The 18,596-nt window shown below is 40.4% G+C and carries 18 protein-coding genes; 10 read left to right on the plus strand and 8 right to left on the minus strand.

Translation table 11 applies throughout. The annotated features are described in order from the left end of the window. Positions 1–16 precede the first annotated feature (16 nt). A complete protein-coding gene (locus B3E92_RS02915) occupies positions 17–1,501 on the plus strand; it encodes a sensor histidine kinase (RefSeq protein ID WP_286895308.1) in 1,485 nt (494 codons plus the stop codon). Between the two features lie 276 nt (positions 1,502–1,777). Here the strand turns inward: B3E92_RS02915 and B3E92_RS02920 are convergent, their stop codons facing one another. Beyond that, positions 1,778–4,246, minus strand: coding sequence for a glutaminase family protein (locus B3E92_RS02920; RefSeq protein ID WP_376781280.1), 2,469 nt, complete (start codon positions 4,244–4,246; stop codon positions 1,778–1,780). A 272-nt stretch (positions 4,247–4,518) separates the two neighbouring features. On the opposite strand from B3E92_RS02920, the gene B3E92_RS02925 reads away from it, so the two are divergent. Next, the gene (locus B3E92_RS02925; RefSeq protein ID WP_286895310.1) at positions 4,519–6,339 is read left to right on the plus strand and encodes a mechanosensitive ion channel family protein; all 1,821 of its coding nucleotides are present in this window, start codon (positions 4,519–4,521) and stop codon (positions 6,337–6,339) included. A gap of 92 nt (positions 6,340–6,431) precedes the next feature. Here the strand turns inward: B3E92_RS02925 and B3E92_RS02930 are convergent, their stop codons facing one another. Then, positions 6,432–6,926, minus strand: coding sequence for a GNAT family N-acetyltransferase (locus tag B3E92_RS02930; protein WP_286895312.1), 495 nt, complete (start codon positions 6,924–6,926; stop codon positions 6,432–6,434). 152 nt (positions 6,927–7,078) lie between these two features. On the opposite strand from B3E92_RS02930, the gene B3E92_RS02935 reads away from it, so the two are divergent. The 5 genes from B3E92_RS02935 to B3E92_RS02955 all read left to right on the plus strand — a co-directional run bounded on the left by B3E92_RS02935 (position 7,079) and on the right by B3E92_RS02955 (position 10,060). Then, the gene (locus B3E92_RS02935; RefSeq protein ID WP_286895314.1) at positions 7,079–7,714 is read left to right on the plus strand and encodes an FMN-binding negative transcriptional regulator; all 636 of its coding nucleotides are present in this window, start codon (positions 7,079–7,081) and stop codon (positions 7,712–7,714) included. Continuing rightward, entirely contained in the window at positions 7,701–8,237 is a 537-nt protein-coding gene (locus tag B3E92_RS02940) for a GNAT family N-acetyltransferase (RefSeq protein WP_286895316.1), read from the plus strand. The genes B3E92_RS02935 and B3E92_RS02940 overlap by 14 nt, the downstream gene beginning before the upstream one ends. Before the next feature lies 1 nt (position 8,238). Beyond that, on the plus strand, positions 8,239–8,970 hold the full coding sequence (locus B3E92_RS02945; protein WP_286895318.1) for a YggS family pyridoxal phosphate-dependent enzyme: 732 nt from the start codon (positions 8,239–8,241) through the stop codon (positions 8,968–8,970). Between the two features lie 11 nt (positions 8,971–8,981). Then, positions 8,982–9,641 (plus strand): glutamine amidotransferase-related protein, encoded by a 660-nt coding sequence (locus tag B3E92_RS02950; RefSeq protein ID WP_286895320.1) that lies wholly within the window; start codon positions 8,982–8,984, stop codon positions 9,639–9,641. 95 nt (positions 9,642–9,736) lie between these two features. Continuing rightward, on the plus strand, positions 9,737–10,060 hold the full coding sequence (locus tag B3E92_RS02955) for a hypothetical protein (protein ID WP_112375828.1): 324 nt from the start codon (positions 9,737–9,739) through the stop codon (positions 10,058–10,060). A 158-nt stretch (positions 10,061–10,218) separates the two neighbouring features. Here B3E92_RS02955 and B3E92_RS02960 read toward each other — a convergent pair whose 3' ends face one another. Both B3E92_RS02960 and B3E92_RS02965 read right to left on the minus strand, forming a co-directional pair. Continuing rightward, entirely contained in the window at positions 10,219–10,509 is a 291-nt protein-coding gene (locus tag B3E92_RS02960) for a putative quinol monooxygenase (protein WP_286895322.1), read from the minus strand. A gap of 80 nt (positions 10,510–10,589) precedes the next feature. Next, positions 10,590–11,201 (minus strand): NAD(P)H-dependent oxidoreductase, encoded by a 612-nt coding sequence (locus B3E92_RS02965; RefSeq protein WP_070566979.1) that lies wholly within the window; start codon positions 11,199–11,201, stop codon positions 10,590–10,592. 97 nt (positions 11,202–11,298) lie between these two features. Here B3E92_RS02965 and B3E92_RS02970 point away from each other — a divergent pair, with 97 nt between their 5' ends. Further along, positions 11,299–12,195 carry a LysR family transcriptional regulator gene (locus B3E92_RS02970; protein WP_046675049.1) on the plus strand — a complete coding sequence of 299 codons (897 nt, stop codon included), beginning with the start codon at positions 11,299–11,301 and terminating at the stop codon, positions 12,193–12,195. A 37-nt stretch (positions 12,196–12,232) separates the two neighbouring features. Here B3E92_RS02970 and B3E92_RS02975 read toward each other — a convergent pair whose 3' ends face one another. Beyond that, complete coding sequence (locus tag B3E92_RS02975) at positions 12,233–12,802, minus strand: Crp/Fnr family transcriptional regulator (protein WP_286895323.1); 570 nt, start codon at positions 12,800–12,802, stop codon at positions 12,233–12,235. Between the two features lie 173 nt (positions 12,803–12,975). After that, entirely contained in the window at positions 12,976–14,379 is a 1,404-nt protein-coding gene (gene lpdA, locus B3E92_RS02980) for a dihydrolipoyl dehydrogenase (RefSeq protein WP_286895324.1), read from the minus strand. 382 nt (positions 14,380–14,761) lie between these two features. Between lpdA and B3E92_RS02985 the strand changes: the two genes are divergently transcribed. Continuing rightward, positions 14,762–15,238: an OsmC family protein gene (locus tag B3E92_RS02985; protein WP_286753334.1), complete on the plus strand. Its 477-nt coding sequence runs from the start codon at positions 14,762–14,764 to the stop codon at positions 15,236–15,238. A gap of 83 nt (positions 15,239–15,321) precedes the next feature. Here B3E92_RS02985 and B3E92_RS02990 read toward each other — a convergent pair whose 3' ends face one another. Together B3E92_RS02990 and B3E92_RS02995 are read right to left on the minus strand one after the other, a co-directional pair. After that, positions 15,322–16,017, minus strand: a complete 696-nt coding sequence (locus tag B3E92_RS02990; RefSeq protein WP_046675045.1) for a LytR/AlgR family response regulator transcription factor — start codon at positions 16,015–16,017, stop codon at positions 15,322–15,324. Between the two features lie 3 nt (positions 16,018–16,020). Further along, on the minus strand, positions 16,021–17,031 hold the full coding sequence (locus B3E92_RS02995) for a sensor histidine kinase (protein ID WP_286895325.1): 1,011 nt from the start codon (positions 17,029–17,031) through the stop codon (positions 16,021–16,023). Positions 17,032–17,203: 172 nt separating this feature from the next. On the opposite strand from B3E92_RS02995, the gene B3E92_RS03000 reads away from it, so the two are divergent. Then, a complete protein-coding gene (locus B3E92_RS03000) occupies positions 17,204–18,592 on the plus strand; it encodes a TolC family protein (RefSeq protein ID WP_286895326.1) in 1,389 nt (462 codons plus the stop codon). Positions 18,593–18,596: the final 4 nt, after the last annotated feature.

Genomic DNA, 18,596 nt, shown 5'->3' on the forward strand with positions numbered 1-18,596 from the left:
AGCCGCCACGATTGTTTTGTCGGATACCGCATCAGGATTGTCAACCGAAGCGAAATCAGCGATATTACTGTCCGCTGCCCAAAACAACTTGAGCTCCTTTCAGTATAACCTTGCAGAAAAAATGAATCGTTCGGTACTCCCCCTAATTGATTCGCTGCCTGAAGGACACATTAACCGACAACGCGTATTGGTACAAATGATCCAGACGCTGAATACTTTACAGCGGCCAGCAAAAGATATTGCCCCCTTCCTTCATCAACTCGAAGAATTACATGCCAAAAATCCAGACAAATACAACATTAGTTTTCTATATGATTCGAAGATCCAATACTATGAAACGGCTAAAAAACCGGACTCCATTTTACATTATGAGTTGCTAAAAATAGCGATAGATGAACGTTTGCACCAACAAACAGCGTCCTCTATATTGATGAACAATTTATTCGTAGACTACAGTAATGTTGCCGCAATCTATGTTTCATTAAATAAGCCGGCCTTGGGAGAAAAATTCATCCAAAAAGCCAGCAAACTTAAAGCGCAGTTTCCAAAATTAATCTTTCCAAACAACGAAATTACATTTCAAAACAGTCTAGCAGCCGTCTATCGCTTGCAAGGAAAAAATAAAGCCGCAATAGACGTATTGAATCATCTTGTGCAATTACAAAGGGGTATTTACCAATCGGAGAATACACAAGCGATCGCAGAAATGAATGCCCTATATCAACTCCAGGCGAAGGATCAATCTATTCGAATACTGAACGAAAATATCAAGATCAATAAACTCCAGCTACAACAAAATCGTTTAGGGCTGATCATATCCTCGCTCGCGGTTATTTTATTGATCATCATACTTTTCTTCCTATATTACAGTTTTCGCCAGCGCCGTTCCATACAAGAGAAAGAAAAGGTCTTGTTGCAGCAGCAGTTGTTGCGCACACAGATGGAACCGCACTTTATTTTCAATACCCTTTCCGCTGTACAGAGCTTCATGCGCCTGGATAAGAAGGAAAATGCCATCAAATATTTAAATCGTTTCAGTCGACTACTACGCAGCAATCTCGAATTAAGCCGTGAAAACCTTGTTCCATTAAATGAGGAACTGGAAACCTTAGAAAACTATTTGATCTTGCAGCAAATGCGTTTTGAAGATGCCTTTCATTACCATATCACACAACCTGAAGATCAAGATTTAAGTGCGGTCATGCTACCACCAATGCTCATACAACCCTATGTTGAAAATGCGATTCTGCATGGCATAAACCTCGAAACGGGCGATGGCAGTATCGACATCCAGTTTACGTTATCTGAAGATATCCTACAGGTGACGATTAAAGATAGTGGTAAAGTAAATCCAGACATTCCTGTAATTACCCATCGTTCACTCTCTGGGACCATCAGTCGTGAACGCATGCAGCTGTTGGGCAAGAAAGCAAGTGTACAGATCACCAAAAAACCAACTGCTGGTACCACAGTCATCCTGCATATACCAGTGACATATTAATGGCAAACAAAGGAATATTTAACGTCCTTTCTAGGTTCTACTGCAGTGAAAATTTCAGGAAAACAATACAGAACTTGCAAGACAACACGTATTTCAACAGAAATCAGAAAAAAGAACCATGTTGAGCCAAATTTCGATACAGTAAAATACGAGATATTGAAACGCATAACCCTATAAACAAACGGCGAGCAATCTTTTAATTGCCCGCCGTCTTATTAACTAAACACAAACTAAATATTTCATTGTGGACTCCCGTCTCCTACTCATTTTCCTCATTTATTTCTGTTTCATGATATCCGCTAAAAGTTTCATGTAAAAACCTCCAACAACACTACGCGCCTTGAAGTTTTCGCGGATCCCCGTAGTCGAATCATAAAAATCATTTAATGGGACACGGGATTCCGTTTGAATCGCATGATTATAGACTGGTTTTATCAAAGCTTCAAATGCTTCTCTTGATGGAGCAAATGATGCCGTCCAAAGAATCCAGTCATTTTTTGTGTATGCTTTACGGCTATCCAATGGTATGCCGAATCTATTTTGCTTGGTCAGATAATACTTAATTTCTGTATCATACACTTTTTGTGGAAACAGATTCAATCCCAACACTTTGTCCCAGATCAAATTATATTTTTGACTCCAGGTATTTTTATCATCAAATGTCAGTGCATAATGATCACCGGCATCTGCCATTTCCATCCATTTCGGAACCATTTCCTCGGCAATTGCACGGTATTTTTTTGCTATTGCAGTTTCACCAATGGCCTCCGCGAGCTGCGCATAACAAGCAATACCAACGATAGCCTTAACAGATAAATTGGCATTTCGTGCAAGGTGACCGGCAAAATCATCTGTACAGAGCTGCGTTTTAGGGTCAAAACCATCTTTAACGAGATAATCTACCCATGTTGTCAATGTTTTCCAATGCTTCCTGGCATAGTCAGCATTCCCTTGCACTTTTGCGATTGCAGCAGTTAAAATAATCATATTGCCCGATTCCTCCACAGGCATAGGTTCACCATAGGTTTGACCATTGGCCAATGGATACGTACCCAAATCGTGCGCTGCCCAAGGATAGGGATATTTACCGCTCTCACTAAAATAAAATATTCCACTTAACATCCCTTTCAACAACTCCGGATTATAGATCAGATACAATGGCGCTGAAGGATAAGTGACATCGACCGTATTGATGAATCCGCCACTATTATTTTCTTTGGAAAGCCATAGTAGTTCGTTTTGTGGACTTTTCACCAAGGTATGTGCTGCAATACTTTGACGATAAGCGAGAACGCTAAGGTGTGCATACTCTTTTCCACCCGATTTTAGCGCATCTGCATACACTGTTTTGTCGAATGCCACGCACTTATCGAGTACCTTACGATACTCATCTGCAGCCAAAGTCAGCTGATTTTCCATCGTTTCTTTACCGGAGTTGTTCCACCATGGTCTCAGGTTATTTTTGAAATACTGAATCGCATAAATTTCATCGTACCCAACCTCTACAAAACGTTCCTCCGCTTTCGCCCCCACATTGCCAAATGGAATGACCGTGTTCAGCGCAAGTGATATCCCCTTAACAGTTTTTACCGATGTCGTTATTCCCTTTCTAAAGGCGTCTACGGCTCCGCCTCTCGGACTAATAAACTGTTGCGTTTTATCCCGCTTCGGCGCAGCAACATAAAAATACCCCCAGTCTATCCGCATATCATCGGCCCCTTTCTGCAGAATAGGCTGTTCGACCGTTCCCGTTTTTAGTACAGACAATTTTGCCGTCTCATATTTTTCGGCGATCACCTCCTGTGAAGGTTTATACACCGCAATATTTGTGGATGCACTTAGAAAAACTTTAACCGCATGCTGCTTGCCATCGTTTGCTTTGACGTTATACGTGATATAGCTTACCGGTCGAGCCAATAAATTCAGATCATCCATAAGCAAAGGCGACGTAAAGGATAATTTTAGATCAACCTTACCTGCCTGAAAGTTATAAACCGTACGCGTCGCTGTTATTTCTACATCGTTTTGCACGGCTTCTTCAATCCGTGCCCCACGCTCTTTAAGCCTGTCAACCAAACCAAAATCGAGATAACGACCGCCAGCACTATTCTTCAAATGGATGGCAATATTATTTTGCCCAGCCTTCAAATTCGCCTTGTCAATCGGTATATACTGAAAGTTGTTGGTCCAACCTACTTTTTCGTAAACCTTCCTCCCATTCAAAAATACGTCTATATTATCATCATGATTGAGTTTTAAAAACAACTCATTAATACCCTTCGGATCCGCTACGGAAAACTCGCGTCTCACCCAGATATCGTCCGATTTCCAAAGGGTTTTTACCTGCTTCTCGTCATCACCCATGGGTGCAAGTCCCGATTTCCACGTATCCGTATTATAAGCGGAAGATTCCCAGCCACCTTGAGGTTTTGATTCTGTATACTGTACCGTATAAGATTTATCTTCGGCAGTCGGTAGAATAACCGCATAACTCGGTTCCTCTTTGCCAAGAAAACGATAAATATGACCATCAACATCAATTAAGCCCAACAGCGAATGATCAGCGTCTGTCCAGTGCTTTGTTGTCGATGCATGAAGCTGATCTGTCATTGACCATATACTAAAATTTGGGTTGTGTGTAATCAATGGATAAGCCGGAGCTTTGCGTTCTTGGGCTTGTCCATCTAAAACAGTGGAAACACAGGCTACAATAACACAGAGACCTATCTTCCCAAGTTTGTTCATTGCATAAATAGATTTTTGAAAAGGTTTAATCATATTTTTTAGATAAAATTAGCTATACAGTTTTTCGTATTGAGCATATGCTCAATCGTTTTAACAAAGAAAGTCGGAATAAGTTAAATTCAGCTGTCGCATCGTATCATTTTACCTTCAATTTATATCATATTTGACGATCTGCCGTCTAATCGAGATAATTATTATCTTTGAGAACCTGTCCGATCGTTATGCGCAAAATAACCTAGTAAACATCGGCATTCAATTTTACCAATAACACGATGAGAAGTATTTACGTTTATTTCTTAATGACTATATCTTGTCTATTTTCAACGAGCGCACCGCTTTATGCACAAGAAACAGATTCGGTCAATAAAAAAGAATTGGATCTAAGTTCCCTACTGAACGGAATTAGACAACAGCAAATTAATGATTCTCTTGAACGGGTAAAGCTTCAGCATGAAATTGCCGATCTTAAAAGTCAAAATAGCCCCAAAAAAGAAAATTTAAAACAGCAGCTGAATGAGTTTGACGAAGAAAATAACCTTCGGAAGCAGCAGCTGAAAGTTAAAGTAGACTCCATCAAAAAAAACACAAAAAGATATGCGGTCGCGCCATTTCAGGATACGCTATTCTATATCTATAATAAACTTGGATCATCATTAGCCAAAGACCGCGCCTACAATGTGGTCAGCAGAATCCATAATCTATATGAAGACGATTTTGTGAAAGTAGATTCCTTTAAAATCGAAAACAGCGAAATAAGTGCCGACATCGTTTATAAAGATCTCGTCATAACTTCCGTCACAGAACTCGATGCCCTTCTTGAAGGAAAAAGCAAAGAAGAGATTGCGGCAAACTACCTAAAAAGAATTCAGGATTCAATCAAAACGGAACGTGCTGATAACAGCATTACAAAACTTCTTACGCGTATTGGGCTTGTATTTCTCATTCTAGTCGTTTTTTCGATATTGATTCTATTGATAAACAAATTGAAAAAATATGGTACGCGACGTATATTGACAGAAAGAACACAGCGGATCAAAGACATTAAGATCAAAAATTACGTCCTTGTCACCTCCGTACAAAAAACACGGATGTTTATTAATGCCATAAATATCTTACGTTGGGGCTTGATCGTACTCATTGCCTTTATCATGCTGCCGATTGTCTTCAGTGTCTTTCCATTTACACAGAGCTGGGCATCCAATCTCATTGGACTTTTTACAAAGCCCCTGAAGACTGCAGTTTTGGCCATTTGGGATTATATTCCCAATCTGATTACTGTATTTGTCATACTCGTTGTCATGCGGTATGCCGTTCGATTCATAAAGTATATTTTTAGCGAAATTGACAAAGGCAAATTAGAGGTCAATGGCTTTCATCGCGATTTTGCCATGCCAACGTTTACTATTGTTCGCTTTCTGCTCCAAGCCTTCACGCTGGTGCTCATATTCCCTTACTTACCCGGCGCAAATTCAGATATCTTTAAAGGAATATCCGTATTTATAGGTGTCCTGTTCTCTTTGGGATCATCTTCTGCAATTTCCAATATCATAGCTGGTCTTGTGATTACTTATATGCGTCCCTTCCGTATCGGAGACCGGATCACTATCGCCGACAAAACAGGCGTTGTTATCGAAAAATCACCCTTGGTAACCAGGCTTCGGACGATAAAAAATGAAGAAATTACCATTCCCAATTCCTCGGTACTTTCGGGAAATACCGTCAATTATTCGACATTCTCTGAGGAGGGAATCTGCTTTCAGGTGGAATTGACAGTTGGCTATGAAGAGCCTTGGCAACGTATCCACGAATTGCTGCTGAACATCCCACCCCGAATAAAAAGAGTCAACCTTAGCCCCGCGCCATTTGTCTTGCAAAAAAAATTAGACGACTTCTATGTCCTGTATGAACTGAATGTGTATATCGCTAGATCCGCGGAAATTGAACTGGCAAAATCTGAAATTTTTCAGTTGATCCTCGATGATTTTTTAGCGGCAGGAATTGAAATGAATGGTCCACACCTATTTGCCAAGGTTGATCATGTCCAGCAATATAATCCAAAAGCACCCAACAATTCGCACGAAAACGAACTTTAAAGCTTGTTTCCATGCGTTGTATTTTATAGATCAATTGCTGCGTTCAGACCGGACTGAACGCAGTAATTGATCAACAGCGGGAAGCAGGTTAACTAAAGATTCAAAACATAGATCAGCTCTTCTGCTTTGACCCCATCAGGCCAAACGACATCCCTTGAATGTGTATACGCAAAGTTAAACGATTGATTTGCAGCTCTCGAGGCTTCGTTACCAACCCGATGAGATACCGTAATCCGGAGGCAGCCTTGTTCACGTGCCCATGTTATACGCGCTTCATAAAACAAGCGGGATAACCCCCGGCCTCTATGGCCTTCCTGAATGAAAGACGCGATCAAAATCGCATTTGATTCATCCGTCCGATCCAACACGACACCAGTCAGCCCAATCAATAATTCTTGGTTATACAAACCGAATATCGCACATTTGGGATTTCCCAGTAAGGCCATCCACTCAGCGTCACTATAAGCCGCTTCCTTTTGATAATTGCTACCGAACACCTCAGGAGCAGAAGATAAGGCCTCCAGTCTTATCTTTTTGTATTGCTGCCATTCTCCTATTTCTAAACGTCTTAGCTCATATTTCTCCATTTTTGGCGTCTTTTTTTGCTTATCTTTTAACGTAAATATACTTAAGCAAGCGCAATAAATGAACACTGGACCAGCTACATTATTCAATTTGGACTAGCTCATTTGCACCCATTGGCCGTAATTTTGAATTAAATCAAGAAATAGCTATTTGCATGTATGTACCCAAACATTTCCAGTTCGAAGATTACGCAGAAAAGGTTGAATTTATGCAACAATATAGTTTTGCCACCATCGTATCGGTTAAAGAGGGGATTCCAATAGCAACCCAGCTCCCCTTCCACATCCGTACAGATAAAGATCAGCTGCTTTTAACATCACACTTCGCTCGCGCAAACGAACAAGCCAATTATATCGAAAATACACCGTCATTAGTCATTTTCTCCGAACCACATGCTTATATCTCGCCACAGCACTACGACAAGGAAGAAAGTGTACCAACCTGGGACTACATTGCGGTTCATGCCTATGGTCTTGCATCTATCCTTACGGAGGAAAAAGCAATAAACAAGGCTTTAGAGCAAATGATCCTCAGTTACGACGAAGCTTATCTAACACAATGGAACAATCTCTCCGATCGCTTCAAAAGTGGCATGATGCGAGGTATCATCACCTTCGAACTTGCCGTTACGGATTTACAGGGCCAAAAAAAATTAAGTCAAAATAAAAGTGAAACAGAAAGACAGCGTATCCGCGATTTTCTGAAAAATAACGACAATGAGCTCGAAAGAAATATTGCCGCAGCAATGAAAAATGGATCAATAAGTAATGAAAAAAATGAACAAAAATAACACCGAAATAACAATCACTAAAGTAAAACTAACAGATATTGACCTGCTGCAGCAGATTGGAAAAGAAACATTTATCCAGACCTTTTCAGACACAAACACCGAAGATAATATGAGAACCTACCTGACTGAAGGATTTTCAAGAGAAAAATTATTGGCCGAGCTCTGTCACGATGAGTCTGAATTTTACTTCGCCGTTTTAGAAAATAATGTTATCGGTTACTTAAAAATAAATACCGGACAAGCGCAGACCGAAAACCAATACCCAGAGGCATTGGAAATTGAACGCATCTATATTCTACAGGAATTTCACGGTAGAAAAGTGGGGCAGCTATTGTTCGAGAAAGCACTAGCCTTAGCTCAAAAAAAAGCAGTTTCATTTATCTGGCTTGGTGTTTGGGAAAAAAATTCCCGCGCGATCAATTTCTATCGGAAAAATGGCTTTGTGGCATTCGACAAGCATATATTTCAACTGGGCGACGATAAGCAAATCGATATTATGATGAAAAAAACAATACAACCGTAACATGGATGAGTTTATTACAGAGAATATACGCATTATACAACAGCGTATCGACAAAGCGTGCAAAGCAAATCAGCGCGACCCACGCGAAGTAAAATTATTGCTAGCGACTAAAACCGTACCTGCCGAACGTATCGAAATCGCACTGCAAACTGGTCAAACCTTAATTGCCGAAAATAAAGTACAGGAATTAAAAGACAAATTTGAGTATTTAGATACTATTCCGCATGTTAATCATTTTATTGGCCACCTGCAAACCAATAAAATCAAGGATCTGCTGAAATACAACGTATCCTGCATCCATTCAATCGATCGTATAGATCTTGCCGAAAAATTGCATCAACGACTTTTTAAAGAAGATAAAACCATGGAAGTGCTCATTCAGGTGAATACTTCCTTTGAAGAGAGCAAGTACGGCGCTGCTCCAGAGAAAGTGATCGATCTGGTTCAGCAAATAGCAACATTAAACACACTAAAGATTAAAGGATTGATGACGATAGGTCTATTGAGTGCCGAGGCCGAACAGGTGCGAGCCTGTTTCAAATTGCTTAGACATATTCAACAACAAATTATAGCCCTAGCCATTCCTGATGTATCGATGAAAGAACTGTCTATGGGCATGAGCGGGGATTTAGAAATAGCGATAGCGGAAGGTGCGACGATTGTCAGGGTAGGAACGGCAATTTTTGGACAGCGTCCTACTCCAGATAGTTATTACTGGAACGAAAACCGATAACATAAAAACCAATGCGGATACATTTTATACAACACGAAGTTTTTGAAGCACCTGGAGCCTATTTAGCCTGGGCAGAAAAACAACAGCATGAGGTCACCTTTTCCCAGGTCTACCAACAGGACCTTCTGCCAGACGAAATTGATTCCGTCGATGTATTGATCATTATGGGCGGACCGCAAAGCCCAGATTCATCCCCGTCCGAATACCCTTATTTTGACGCTAAGGCCGAAATCGCCTTTATCCCCCGATGTATTGATGCAGGCAAGACAGTTGTTGGTATATGCCTGGGCGCACAACTGATTGGCGAAGCGCTATTGGCAAAGTACAAACATAGTCCGCAAAAAGAAATTGGGGTTTTCCATTGGCACAACGATATGCCTGGACTTACCCCTGAAAGTGAAATCTTAGCAAGTAGCGCCGGCTGCCCTAGGCAAATTGTGCGTTATACAAATCTCGTTTACGGATTTCAATGCCATATGGAACTCACGGCTGAAGTCGTCCGGCTATTGATAGCTTCAGAAGAAGATCTCCTTCTCCAAAGCCAATTGCACCAATTTGTGCAATTACCCGACGTAATTCAGGCTTATGATTACAACGAAATGAACAATAAACTTCATACATTTTTAGATTTACTTGAATGTGCATACAGGAGAAGTCTGGTCAATAAATGAGCATAACTGTTTAAATGAGGCCATAAAAATTCATACAGGTAATTCATTAGTTGGATAAAAAATCGTAGATTTGATATTAACACAAAGAACTATTGATGGACCTAAGACGCAGTAAACTTCAAAAAATGGGCTATGTCGCCCTTCTGGCATTTCTCCTGTACAGCTGTGTTTCCCAAAAAGAAAACAAAAAACTGACCTGGTATCAACATCAGATTATCGAGCAGCTTGTTCCGGAAACTGATTCCAGTTACAGAGTGCAAATTGGTATCATGGCTGCTACCTTCTGGCTAGATAATCAAGATGGTCAGCTGACCAAAAAATTGAATCTCCTGCAACAGAGCTACACGCAACGAAATAAAGTCGACGTCGCTGTTCAGCAAGGTACCAACAAAATCATTCGCGTCACCAAATCAGAATAGAGCACGCTCTATCTAGGCAACACAAATGATTTTGGCACCACCAATACTTCAATTATAGTTACTTCAATTATAGTTCATATCCTAGGCCCACACAAATCATCCACTACACATGTTGTTTGCTATCTTCTCAATAAGGTCCGGACAGACCACATGGTAAATTAAGAAATCTTATTCATTGCTATAATTTGAGGCGTTTCCTGTAATTTTTCACCAGCCACTTTTCCAAATGCCACAATATAAGGTTGTTGATTATGCGCATCCAAGCCCGCTTGATCTTCCCAGATTTCATAAAATATAAATTGATTTTCATCACTGTTTACCTGGTGCAGATCATACTGTATACACGCTGCTTCTTTCCTACTTGCCTCGACCATTTCTAACAATAATGCCAATACTTCTTCCCGATGTGCAGGAACTACTTTTAAAATTGCGGTTAAATATACCTTCATGTTATTGATTTTATTTTGGTAATTTACTCTTTTCATCGCAATAACGCCATGGATAAAGCGATTTATCGATCAATAAATTTTTAGTTCAACGTAGTTTCCAAATGGAAGACCTCTTCCAAATATTGTTTATATTCCTTTTCGTAATTGTCGACACGTTCTTGAGATGCCCCCTTTTCCATATCATGAAAATGGAAACTTCCCAGGTGTTCCAATCCTGCAAACTGATTCATCTTATGAAAACCGAATAAAACACCGGCATCAACTGAATGCTGATCAAAAAACTCATTTTCCATTGTAAATGCTGTCTCAGGGGCATTCCAGCTCGAAGTCACCATGTATTTTTTACCTTGCATCAAACCCCCGGTGCCGTAATTAATTGCCGGATTCTTACGCGATCGACCATCACTCTTATAGATACCGTTGTTGTGGCCGGCCGTAAAGACTTCATCGATATAAAGTTTCAGACGATTCGGAACCTGGAACCACCATACAGGAAAATGGTAAACGATAATGTCTGCCCATTTAAAATTTTCAACTTCAACCATTGGATCAAAATCATCATTGATATTGGTAACCCTTGTTTCAAATCCATTTTCAGCCAATGTTTCAACGGTCCAATTTGTTATCGTAGTATTAAAAGAACCTCCCGAGTGTGCGAATTTCTGTCCGCCATTGATAATAAATATTTTCATCTCTATAATTTTTATTATTGATAATACAAATTTCTATCATATTTTTGAATCATAAAAATAATTTAAATTGTATATTTGTATCATAAAAATAATAACTATGAAATGGAACTTAGAATGGCTTCGTACATTTAAGGCAATCTATGAAACCGGAACATTATCTGCAGCTGCACAGGAATTATTTATTTCTCAGCCGGGGGTAAGCTTACATCTGAATTCCCTGGAAGCATTTACGGGGCACAAGCTTTTTGATCGCTCTGCGCGAAGAATGGTGCCGACCGAAAAGGGGAAAATCTTGTATAACTATGTTATTGATCCGCTTAAAAAACTAGAAACCGGTGAACAGCATTTTCACAAACGGGCATTGGACGAACGTATAACGATCAGTATCGGAATGTGTTTTGAGACCTTTCAGTACACCCTCGAAGAACATATTGCCCAGCTCCCCTTCAATTTAATTATCAAATTTGGAGAATATCCGCAGATGCAACAGGATCTTGATAATGGTTTATTGGATCTTATTATTACGCCTCAAAAAGGAAACCAACAGAATCTACAGTATGAAGCTTTTTCAAAAGAACGTATTGTCTTGATTGCAGGGTGTCAGACGGATACATCCACACTGGAAGCACTGCTGAGTGCCAATAAAATTAAAGAAGCAGCTCAACTCCTTAAAAAACAATTATGGTATAGCACGGCTGCCGATATGGATCATTTAAAAAACTACTGGTCAACACACTTTGGCGAACATCCAGACTTTAGCCCCAATTATATTGTTCCCAATATTAGCTCCATCATACGCTGTTTGAGCAACAATACAGGCTTTTCGATTGTTCCTGACTTCCTATGTGCTGAAGCAATTGCATCCGGGAAAATAAAACTAATCTGGGAAGGGACATCGCCTGTCGAAAATATCCTTTACTTCGGAACTAGAAAGAAAACCATGTATCAGGAAGAAATTGGGCAGTTGGAAACGCTGTTAAAAGAGAAATGGTAGTTCACCGGGCTATTTCTTGCCGATGGCCCGATTTACCTTACTGGTGGAGCATTTTACTTAAAAACTCGAGCGTAACGCCAATATATGCAGCAACTTGTTTCTGCGGAAGACAGTCGATCAATGTAGGATAACGTGTACAGAACTTTTCGTAACGTTCTTTGGCAGCTAGACGGAGATTCTCCATCGATCGACTTTGATAATAAACCAATGCATTTTCGGCAAGTATCCGAAAATAGACATTCAGTTTCGGAATCTCCTGATAGAGTCGATGCAGATCGACTTTGGAAATCATCCATACTTCAGATTCAAATACCGCATCGATGTATAAACTTCCGGGTTTTCCCGTCACCAAACTATACATATCGCCGATCCACCAACCCTCGGGAGCAAACTGTTGAATATATTGAAAGCCGTCTTCATCCACGCAATAACTTCTTAGACAACCCGAAGCGACAAAAATAGCATACCTGCTCAGATCGCCCTCCAACAGCAAATATTGTTTCTTCTTCACTTTTTTGGATTTCACAACAGCCAATAGGCGTACGATTTCATCTTCCGTTAGGTCGATCTCTTTCTGAATACTGTCTAACAATACCTGCTTGTCCATAAATTAAAGGATGATACACAACAAACATAGATAAATTGATTTTTGTATCCAAAAAAATAGACCAGCAGCGCCTTTTCTTGGACGGAAACCCGTTTAGTTCTTCTGAAAGAAATACATTAAGCTCTTTCGAAAGAAATACGTGTTGTCCTTCTCTGAAAAGGCGCATAGGATACTTATATATTTACAGATGGACGCCCTGAAGCAATGGTATGCGCTTCCTTCAAGACTTCTGAATAAGTAGGATGTGCATACGACACCCTTGACATACTATCGGCGGTGATTTCATATTCCATGCCCAAAACACCTTGAGCAATCAGATCGGCCGCACGTGCTCCAATGATATGAACCCCCAATAATTCGCCATATTTAGGATCGGCTAACACCTTTACAAACCCTTGCGTATCCATCCCCGCGCGGGCACGGGCGTTTGCGGAAAATGGGAATTTCCCAACCGTATACGCTACCCCCCTTGCGTTGAGGTCCTCTTCTGTCGCACCAACTGAAGCGACTTCAGGCCAGGTATAAACCACACTTGGAATGCGATCATAATGCACCTTTGGTTTTTGGCCGTCTATATGTTCAACAACAAAAATTGCTTCTTCTTCAGCTTTATGCGCCAGCATTGCTCCACCGATCACATCGCCAATAGCGTAAATATGGGGAACCGCCGTCTGTAGCTGCTCGTTGGTAACGATCATACCTCTGGCATCCAGTTGAACAGCTGTATTCTCCAACCCAAGCCCCGCTGTAAAGGCTTTCCGTCCGACAGCAACCAAAACATAATCCGCCCGTAACTGCTGCTCCTGACCATCGCTATCCCGAAAGAATACGCTTGCCGAACTGCCTTCATTTTCTGTTTTGTAGACAGCCTGTTTAAGCAGAATTTTAATGCCATCTTGGAGTAGTATTTTTTTCAATGCATCCCCCAATTCATGATCCATATTAGCAAGGAGGCGATCGGCATATTCTATGATAGTGACCTCACAGCCCATCCTGTTGAATATGGATGCCATCTCTACCCCAATAACACCACCACCGATGATAACTATTTTACCCGGCTTCTCAGGCAAAGATAACGCCTCCGTTGAGCTGATAATACGTTTTTTATCTATGGTTATTCCCGGAATTGTCGCCGGCTTTGAGCCGGTAGCAATGATGAATTTATTTGCACCAAGGGATAGTCGTTCCCCAGCTGATGTAGCGATCTCAACAGTAGAATTATTCACGAAAGAAGCCGTTCCGTGGATCACCGTTACCTTATTCTTTTTCATCAGGAAATTCAGCCCCTGCGTATTTTGCAAAACCACTTTATCTTTACGCTCATACAGCCGACCAAAGTCTATCGACAGCCCTGCTACCTGAATCCCATGTGCAGCAAAATGATGCTGCGCGTCATGATAGTGATGTGTACTATCCAAAATTGCCTTTGTGGGAATACAGCCGACATTGGTACAGGTACCACCCAATGTATCATATTTCTCTACAAGTGCAGTTTTATACCCCAATTGAGCACTGCGAATCGCCGCTACATAGCCGCCTGGGCCAGACCCAATGACAACCAAATCATATTGTTCCATATACGAACTATTTTTAGTTAACAGAATTATTCACGACCAAAACAGGTCTTACAAATACGCCCCGCATAGTTGACACCATCCAAAAGGCTACTATAAAAATTTCACGATATATGCCAATCATAGTACAAAATAAAATACCAAAAGGTATATATAAAGACAATAGAAAAAATGGTATTATTCACAAACAGTATATTTAATTAAAATCACAACAAACTTACTAATAAAATACCAATCAGTATATTGTAAACAAAAAAAATAAATCAAAAAACATAATATGAAAGTCAATTCTACCCAAAAGACATTGCGCTTATGTTGAGGATAAAGGGATATTCTTTAACTTGCTTACAGATTAGCACCAACAGCGTCAAACGATTATTTTCAAATGAAACAACATAACTACACAGCCACAATCGCGTGGACAGGAAATCGCGGCAGCGGAACCGATCATTATAAAAACTACGAAAGAAGCCACCGCATTCGTATTGACGGCAAAGCTGAGATTGAAGGTTCTTCGGATCCAGCGTTTCTGGGAGACCCCAGCAAGCACAATCCCGAAGAATTATTGCTTGCATCCCTATCCTCTTGCCATATGTTATGGTACCTTCATTTCTGCTCCGTCAATAAAATTATTGTAGAAGAATATGTAGACCACGCAACGGCGATCATGCTTGAAGAAGAAAGTGGAAAGGGCTATTTTAAAGAAGTTACGCTAAATCCTTCAGTCCGGGTAAAAGATTCTACGATGATTGCACAGGCCATTGAATTGCACAAAAAAGCAAGTGAATATTGTTTTATTGCCAATTCAGTCAACTTTCCGGTATTGCACAAGCCCAACGTCAGTATCAGCACATCCAGCTAAATGAATAAACTTTCTTCTTCAAATGATATGCTGTGAATTGACAAGAACGGCGATACCTGATCGAATTACTTCATAGCTTGGCGCTATTTATTGGCTAACCGCTCCTGCAATTCCCGACGAAAAGTTATACCGACAGGTAAAGACGTATTATTGATCTGCACCATGCCATGCTCATATTTGATCACCTTATTGATCGAAGCAATGTAGGATTTGTGGATACGGACAAACTTTGATGCTGGCACCTGTGTGAGAATTTGTTGGGTGGTGCTTGCTGTTAAAAAAGTTTGTCCCGGGGTAACAATTTTTACGTAATTGCCAAAGCTCTGAATAAAATCAATCTGCGATAATTTAACCTCAATAATACGACCATCCATGCGTATACTAATCGATTTGGGTTCTTCTTCCTGGGGTGACAGGACCGTATTATACGACAAAAAACGTTGAACAGCCTTAAAAAAACGGGGGAATGAAATAGGTTTTAATAAATAATCGACAACGCCATAGTCATAACTCTCCAATGCGTATTCGGAATAGGCTGTTGTCAAAATCGTTTTGGGTGGATTATCCAGCATCTTCAAAAACTCCATCCCATTAATTTCGGGCATTTCAATATCCAGGAAGATTAAATCTACTTTGTTCTCCCGAAGAAACTCCAATGCCTCAAAAGCATTATAACATTGAGCAACCAACTGTAGATCAGTACTTCTTTCAATATAATTGACCAGGACATAATGCGCGGCAGGTTCATCATCAACCACGATACAGCTTTTTTTATTCATTGTTTAAAGATTGATAACCAATGACACCTCATACTCTTCTTTCCTGGAATCTGCGGCCAACACGTAGCGATTAGGATACAAGAGCTTTAATCGAGCTATCGTATTTTCCAAACCAATTTTTGCTGAGAACACATTCCTTTTCTTGACCGGAACAGAATTTCGGACATGCAAATATAAGTTCCCTTTTTCAATCTTGATTGAAATATGTACAAAACAATCTTCAATACTGCAGGTTCCGTGTTTAAAAGCATTTTCCACAAAAGTAATCAATAACATTGGCGCTATCTGATAATTGATATCTTCCTCTTTTTGATAGTCAAATTCAATTTTCGTTCGATAGCCTAACCGCTCGCGTTCCAGTTCAATATAACTTGAAATAAAATCAATTTCATCATCCATAGGCACATACTCCCGTTCACTGCTCTCCATTTGATAACGAAGCAGCTGAGACACTTTGATGATCAATTCAGAAGTACGTTCCGGATACTTTAGATTAATACCATAAATGGTATTTAACGTGTTGAATAGAAAATGTGGGTTGAGCTGCTTTTTTAAATGCGACAGTTGCGTTTGATTGGAAAGCAGTTCGCGTCTGGTCTTCACCCGTTGAAAGCGGTAAAATTCGATAAATTGGATACTGCCCAATATGCAGATCAACGAGCCCAATAATACACCAAATTGATAATGGAATGTTTTCTGTACAAGATTCTTATAGAGAAAACAATTCTTGTAAATGACGTTATCCGTCAGCTCTTTTAATATCAGTGCAAAAATCAGCAGCGTTGCCACCGAAGCCAGAATATACAACAGGGGTTTATTCTTTTTAAGCAGTAATGGCAATAGAAAAAAGCGATTTAGTTGCGCATGCGCATAAAGGATCAGGAAATAGAGCACCCCCATCAAAAATCCCTTCCAACTCAGGATCAAAATCCAGTCGTTCAACGTAAAGAGGATAAACGAAAAGATCAATAGGACGACTTCCTGTATCATCTTGTTCTCCAAAACCTTTCTCATAATCCTTTTTTTTTGTTAAAATTCTGTTACAAAGTAAGAGTTTTAAGTTTATAACAGCAGAAAAATAAATGACGAATTAAATTGGTCACTTTTAAACACGATAGATCATTTAAAAGGGGCCTTACAGCCTAGCTCATCGCTATCTTCGTGTCCATAAAATGATAGATAACCTATGCTGAAATTGAATTTAGTGCTGTCATTGGCTGTGTCACTTGCGACATCCTCCTCCTTCGCTCAGACGCTTACACTGCGCGACGCCGTAGAACAGGGTCTTGCAAATTATGGAAATATCAAGGCAAAGGAATATTATCTCCAGTCTTCCCTGCAGACCAATGAACAAGTCAAACGCGACTTTTGGCCCAATCTGAACATCGTAGCGCAACAGGACTTTGGAACAGTCAATGGACAAAATGGTCCACTGTATGGATTTGGCGGACTAGGGGTAGCTTCTTCAGGAGCCGCTCTTCCCGAACAAAATTGGAATGCCGCATTTGGTGCGCTTTACTTAGCCAACGTCAATTGGGACATTTACACCTTTGGACGAAAAAAAGAACGGATCGAATTGGCCAAATCTGACACCAAACGACTACAGGCCGATCTCGGCCAGGAACAGTTCCAGCATAAAGTCAAGATTGCTGCAGCTTACCTCAATTTATTGGCCAGTCAGCGCTTGGAAAAAAATCAACAGATGAACCTCGACCGTGCACTGGTATTTTTAAATATCGCTGCCACGAAAGTAAAAAACGGCATATTGCCCGGCGTAGATTCAACGCTAGCTTCTGCCGAAGTCTCACGCGCAAAGATCAGCCTCAACCAGGCCAGCGAAAATGTTAAAGAGCAAAACAACAAATTAACAGTACTGATGGGAATACCAGCAAAAAACCTGCAAATAGATACCTTACTCGTCCAGAAAACACCAGTACAGCTAACTCCCCTTTCAGACAACTTGATTGAAAGTAATCCTATTCTGCAATTTTATAAAAGTAAAATTGAATTGGGTGAACAACAATTAAAACTATCAACCAAAGAATATCTTCCCACTGTAAGCGCCTTTGGTGTTTTTCAGACAAGAGGATCAGGTTTTAAGAGCGACTACATTACGGATCTACAAGCTTATAGCACAAATTATTGGCAAGGAGTTCGTCCCAGTAGGCAAAATTATCTCTTGGGATTGGGCATAAACTGGAATCTGACTTCTATTGCACGCATTAATAAAAAAATCAGTGCACAGCGCTTTACGAATGATGCCCTAAGAGAAGAATACCAAACCGCCGAAGCCCAATTGGCAGCACAGCTGGATGCTGCTGATGTTAAAATTCAATTGGCCCGAAAAAGTGATTTAGAAGCTCCCCGACAAGTATCGGCAGCCCAGCAAGCTTACAATCAAAAAATGACGATGTATAAAAACGGCCTAGCTACGCTTGTCGACGTTACACAGACCCTTTATACACTCAATAGAGCCGAAACCGATCGTGAGATCGTCCACATCAACCTTTGGCAGTCGCTTTTATTAAAAGCCGCAGCTGCGGGAGATTTTGATATTTTCAACAAAGAACTATAAATAA

The organism is Sphingobacterium sp. UBA6317, from assembly GCF_002440385.1.
GTDB lineage: Bacteria > Bacteroidota > Bacteroidia > Sphingobacteriales > Sphingobacteriaceae > Sphingobacterium > Sphingobacterium multivorum.

What these genes read in the sequence shown, in the direction of transcription:
- B3E92_RS02920 (WP_376781280.1), bottom strand. Translation starts at nt 4,246, where the DNA reads ATGAACAAACTTGGGAAGATAGGTCTCTGTGTTATTGTAGCCTGTGTT.
- B3E92_RS02925 (WP_286895310.1), top strand. Translation starts at nt 4,519, where the DNA reads ATGAGAAGTATTTACGTTTATTTCTTAATGACTATATCTTGTCTATTT.
- B3E92_RS02930 (WP_286895312.1), bottom strand. Translation starts at nt 6,926, where the DNA reads ATGGAGAAATATGAGCTAAGACGTTTAGAAATAGGAGAATGGCAGCAA.
- B3E92_RS02935 (WP_286895314.1), top strand. Translation starts at nt 7,079, where the DNA reads ATGTATGTACCCAAACATTTCCAGTTCGAAGATTACGCAGAAAAGGTT.
- B3E92_RS02940 (WP_286895316.1), top strand. Translation starts at nt 7,701, where the DNA reads ATGAACAAAAATAACACCGAAATAACAATCACTAAAGTAAAACTAACA.
- B3E92_RS02945 (WP_286895318.1), top strand. Translation starts at nt 8,239, where the DNA reads ATGGATGAGTTTATTACAGAGAATATACGCATTATACAACAGCGTATC.
- B3E92_RS02950 (WP_286895320.1), top strand. Translation starts at nt 8,982, where the DNA reads ATGCGGATACATTTTATACAACACGAAGTTTTTGAAGCACCTGGAGCC.
- B3E92_RS02955 (WP_112375828.1), top strand. Translation starts at nt 9,737, where the DNA reads ATGGACCTAAGACGCAGTAAACTTCAAAAAATGGGCTATGTCGCCCTT.
- B3E92_RS02960 (WP_286895322.1), bottom strand. Translation starts at nt 10,509, where the DNA reads ATGAAGGTATATTTAACCGCAATTTTAAAAGTAGTTCCTGCACATCGG.
- B3E92_RS02965 (WP_070566979.1), bottom strand. Translation starts at nt 11,201, where the DNA reads ATGAAAATATTTATTATCAATGGCGGACAGAAATTCGCACACTCGGGA.
- B3E92_RS02970 (WP_046675049.1), top strand. Translation starts at nt 11,299, where the DNA reads ATGAAATGGAACTTAGAATGGCTTCGTACATTTAAGGCAATCTATGAA.
- B3E92_RS02975 (WP_286895323.1), bottom strand. Translation starts at nt 12,802, where the DNA reads ATGGACAAGCAGGTATTGTTAGACAGTATTCAGAAAGAGATCGACCTA.
- lpdA (WP_286895324.1), bottom strand. Translation starts at nt 14,379, where the DNA reads ATGGAACAATATGATTTGGTTGTCATTGGGTCTGGCCCAGGCGGCTAT.
- B3E92_RS02985 (WP_286753334.1), top strand. Translation starts at nt 14,762, where the DNA reads ATGAAACAACATAACTACACAGCCACAATCGCGTGGACAGGAAATCGC.
- B3E92_RS02990 (WP_046675045.1), bottom strand. Translation starts at nt 16,017, where the DNA reads ATGAATAAAAAAAGCTGTATCGTGGTTGATGATGAACCTGCCGCGCAT.
- B3E92_RS02995 (WP_286895325.1), bottom strand. Translation starts at nt 17,031, where the DNA reads ATGAGAAAGGTTTTGGAGAACAAGATGATACAGGAAGTCGTCCTATTG.
- B3E92_RS03000 (WP_286895326.1), top strand. Translation starts at nt 17,204, where the DNA reads ATGCTGAAATTGAATTTAGTGCTGTCATTGGCTGTGTCACTTGCGACA.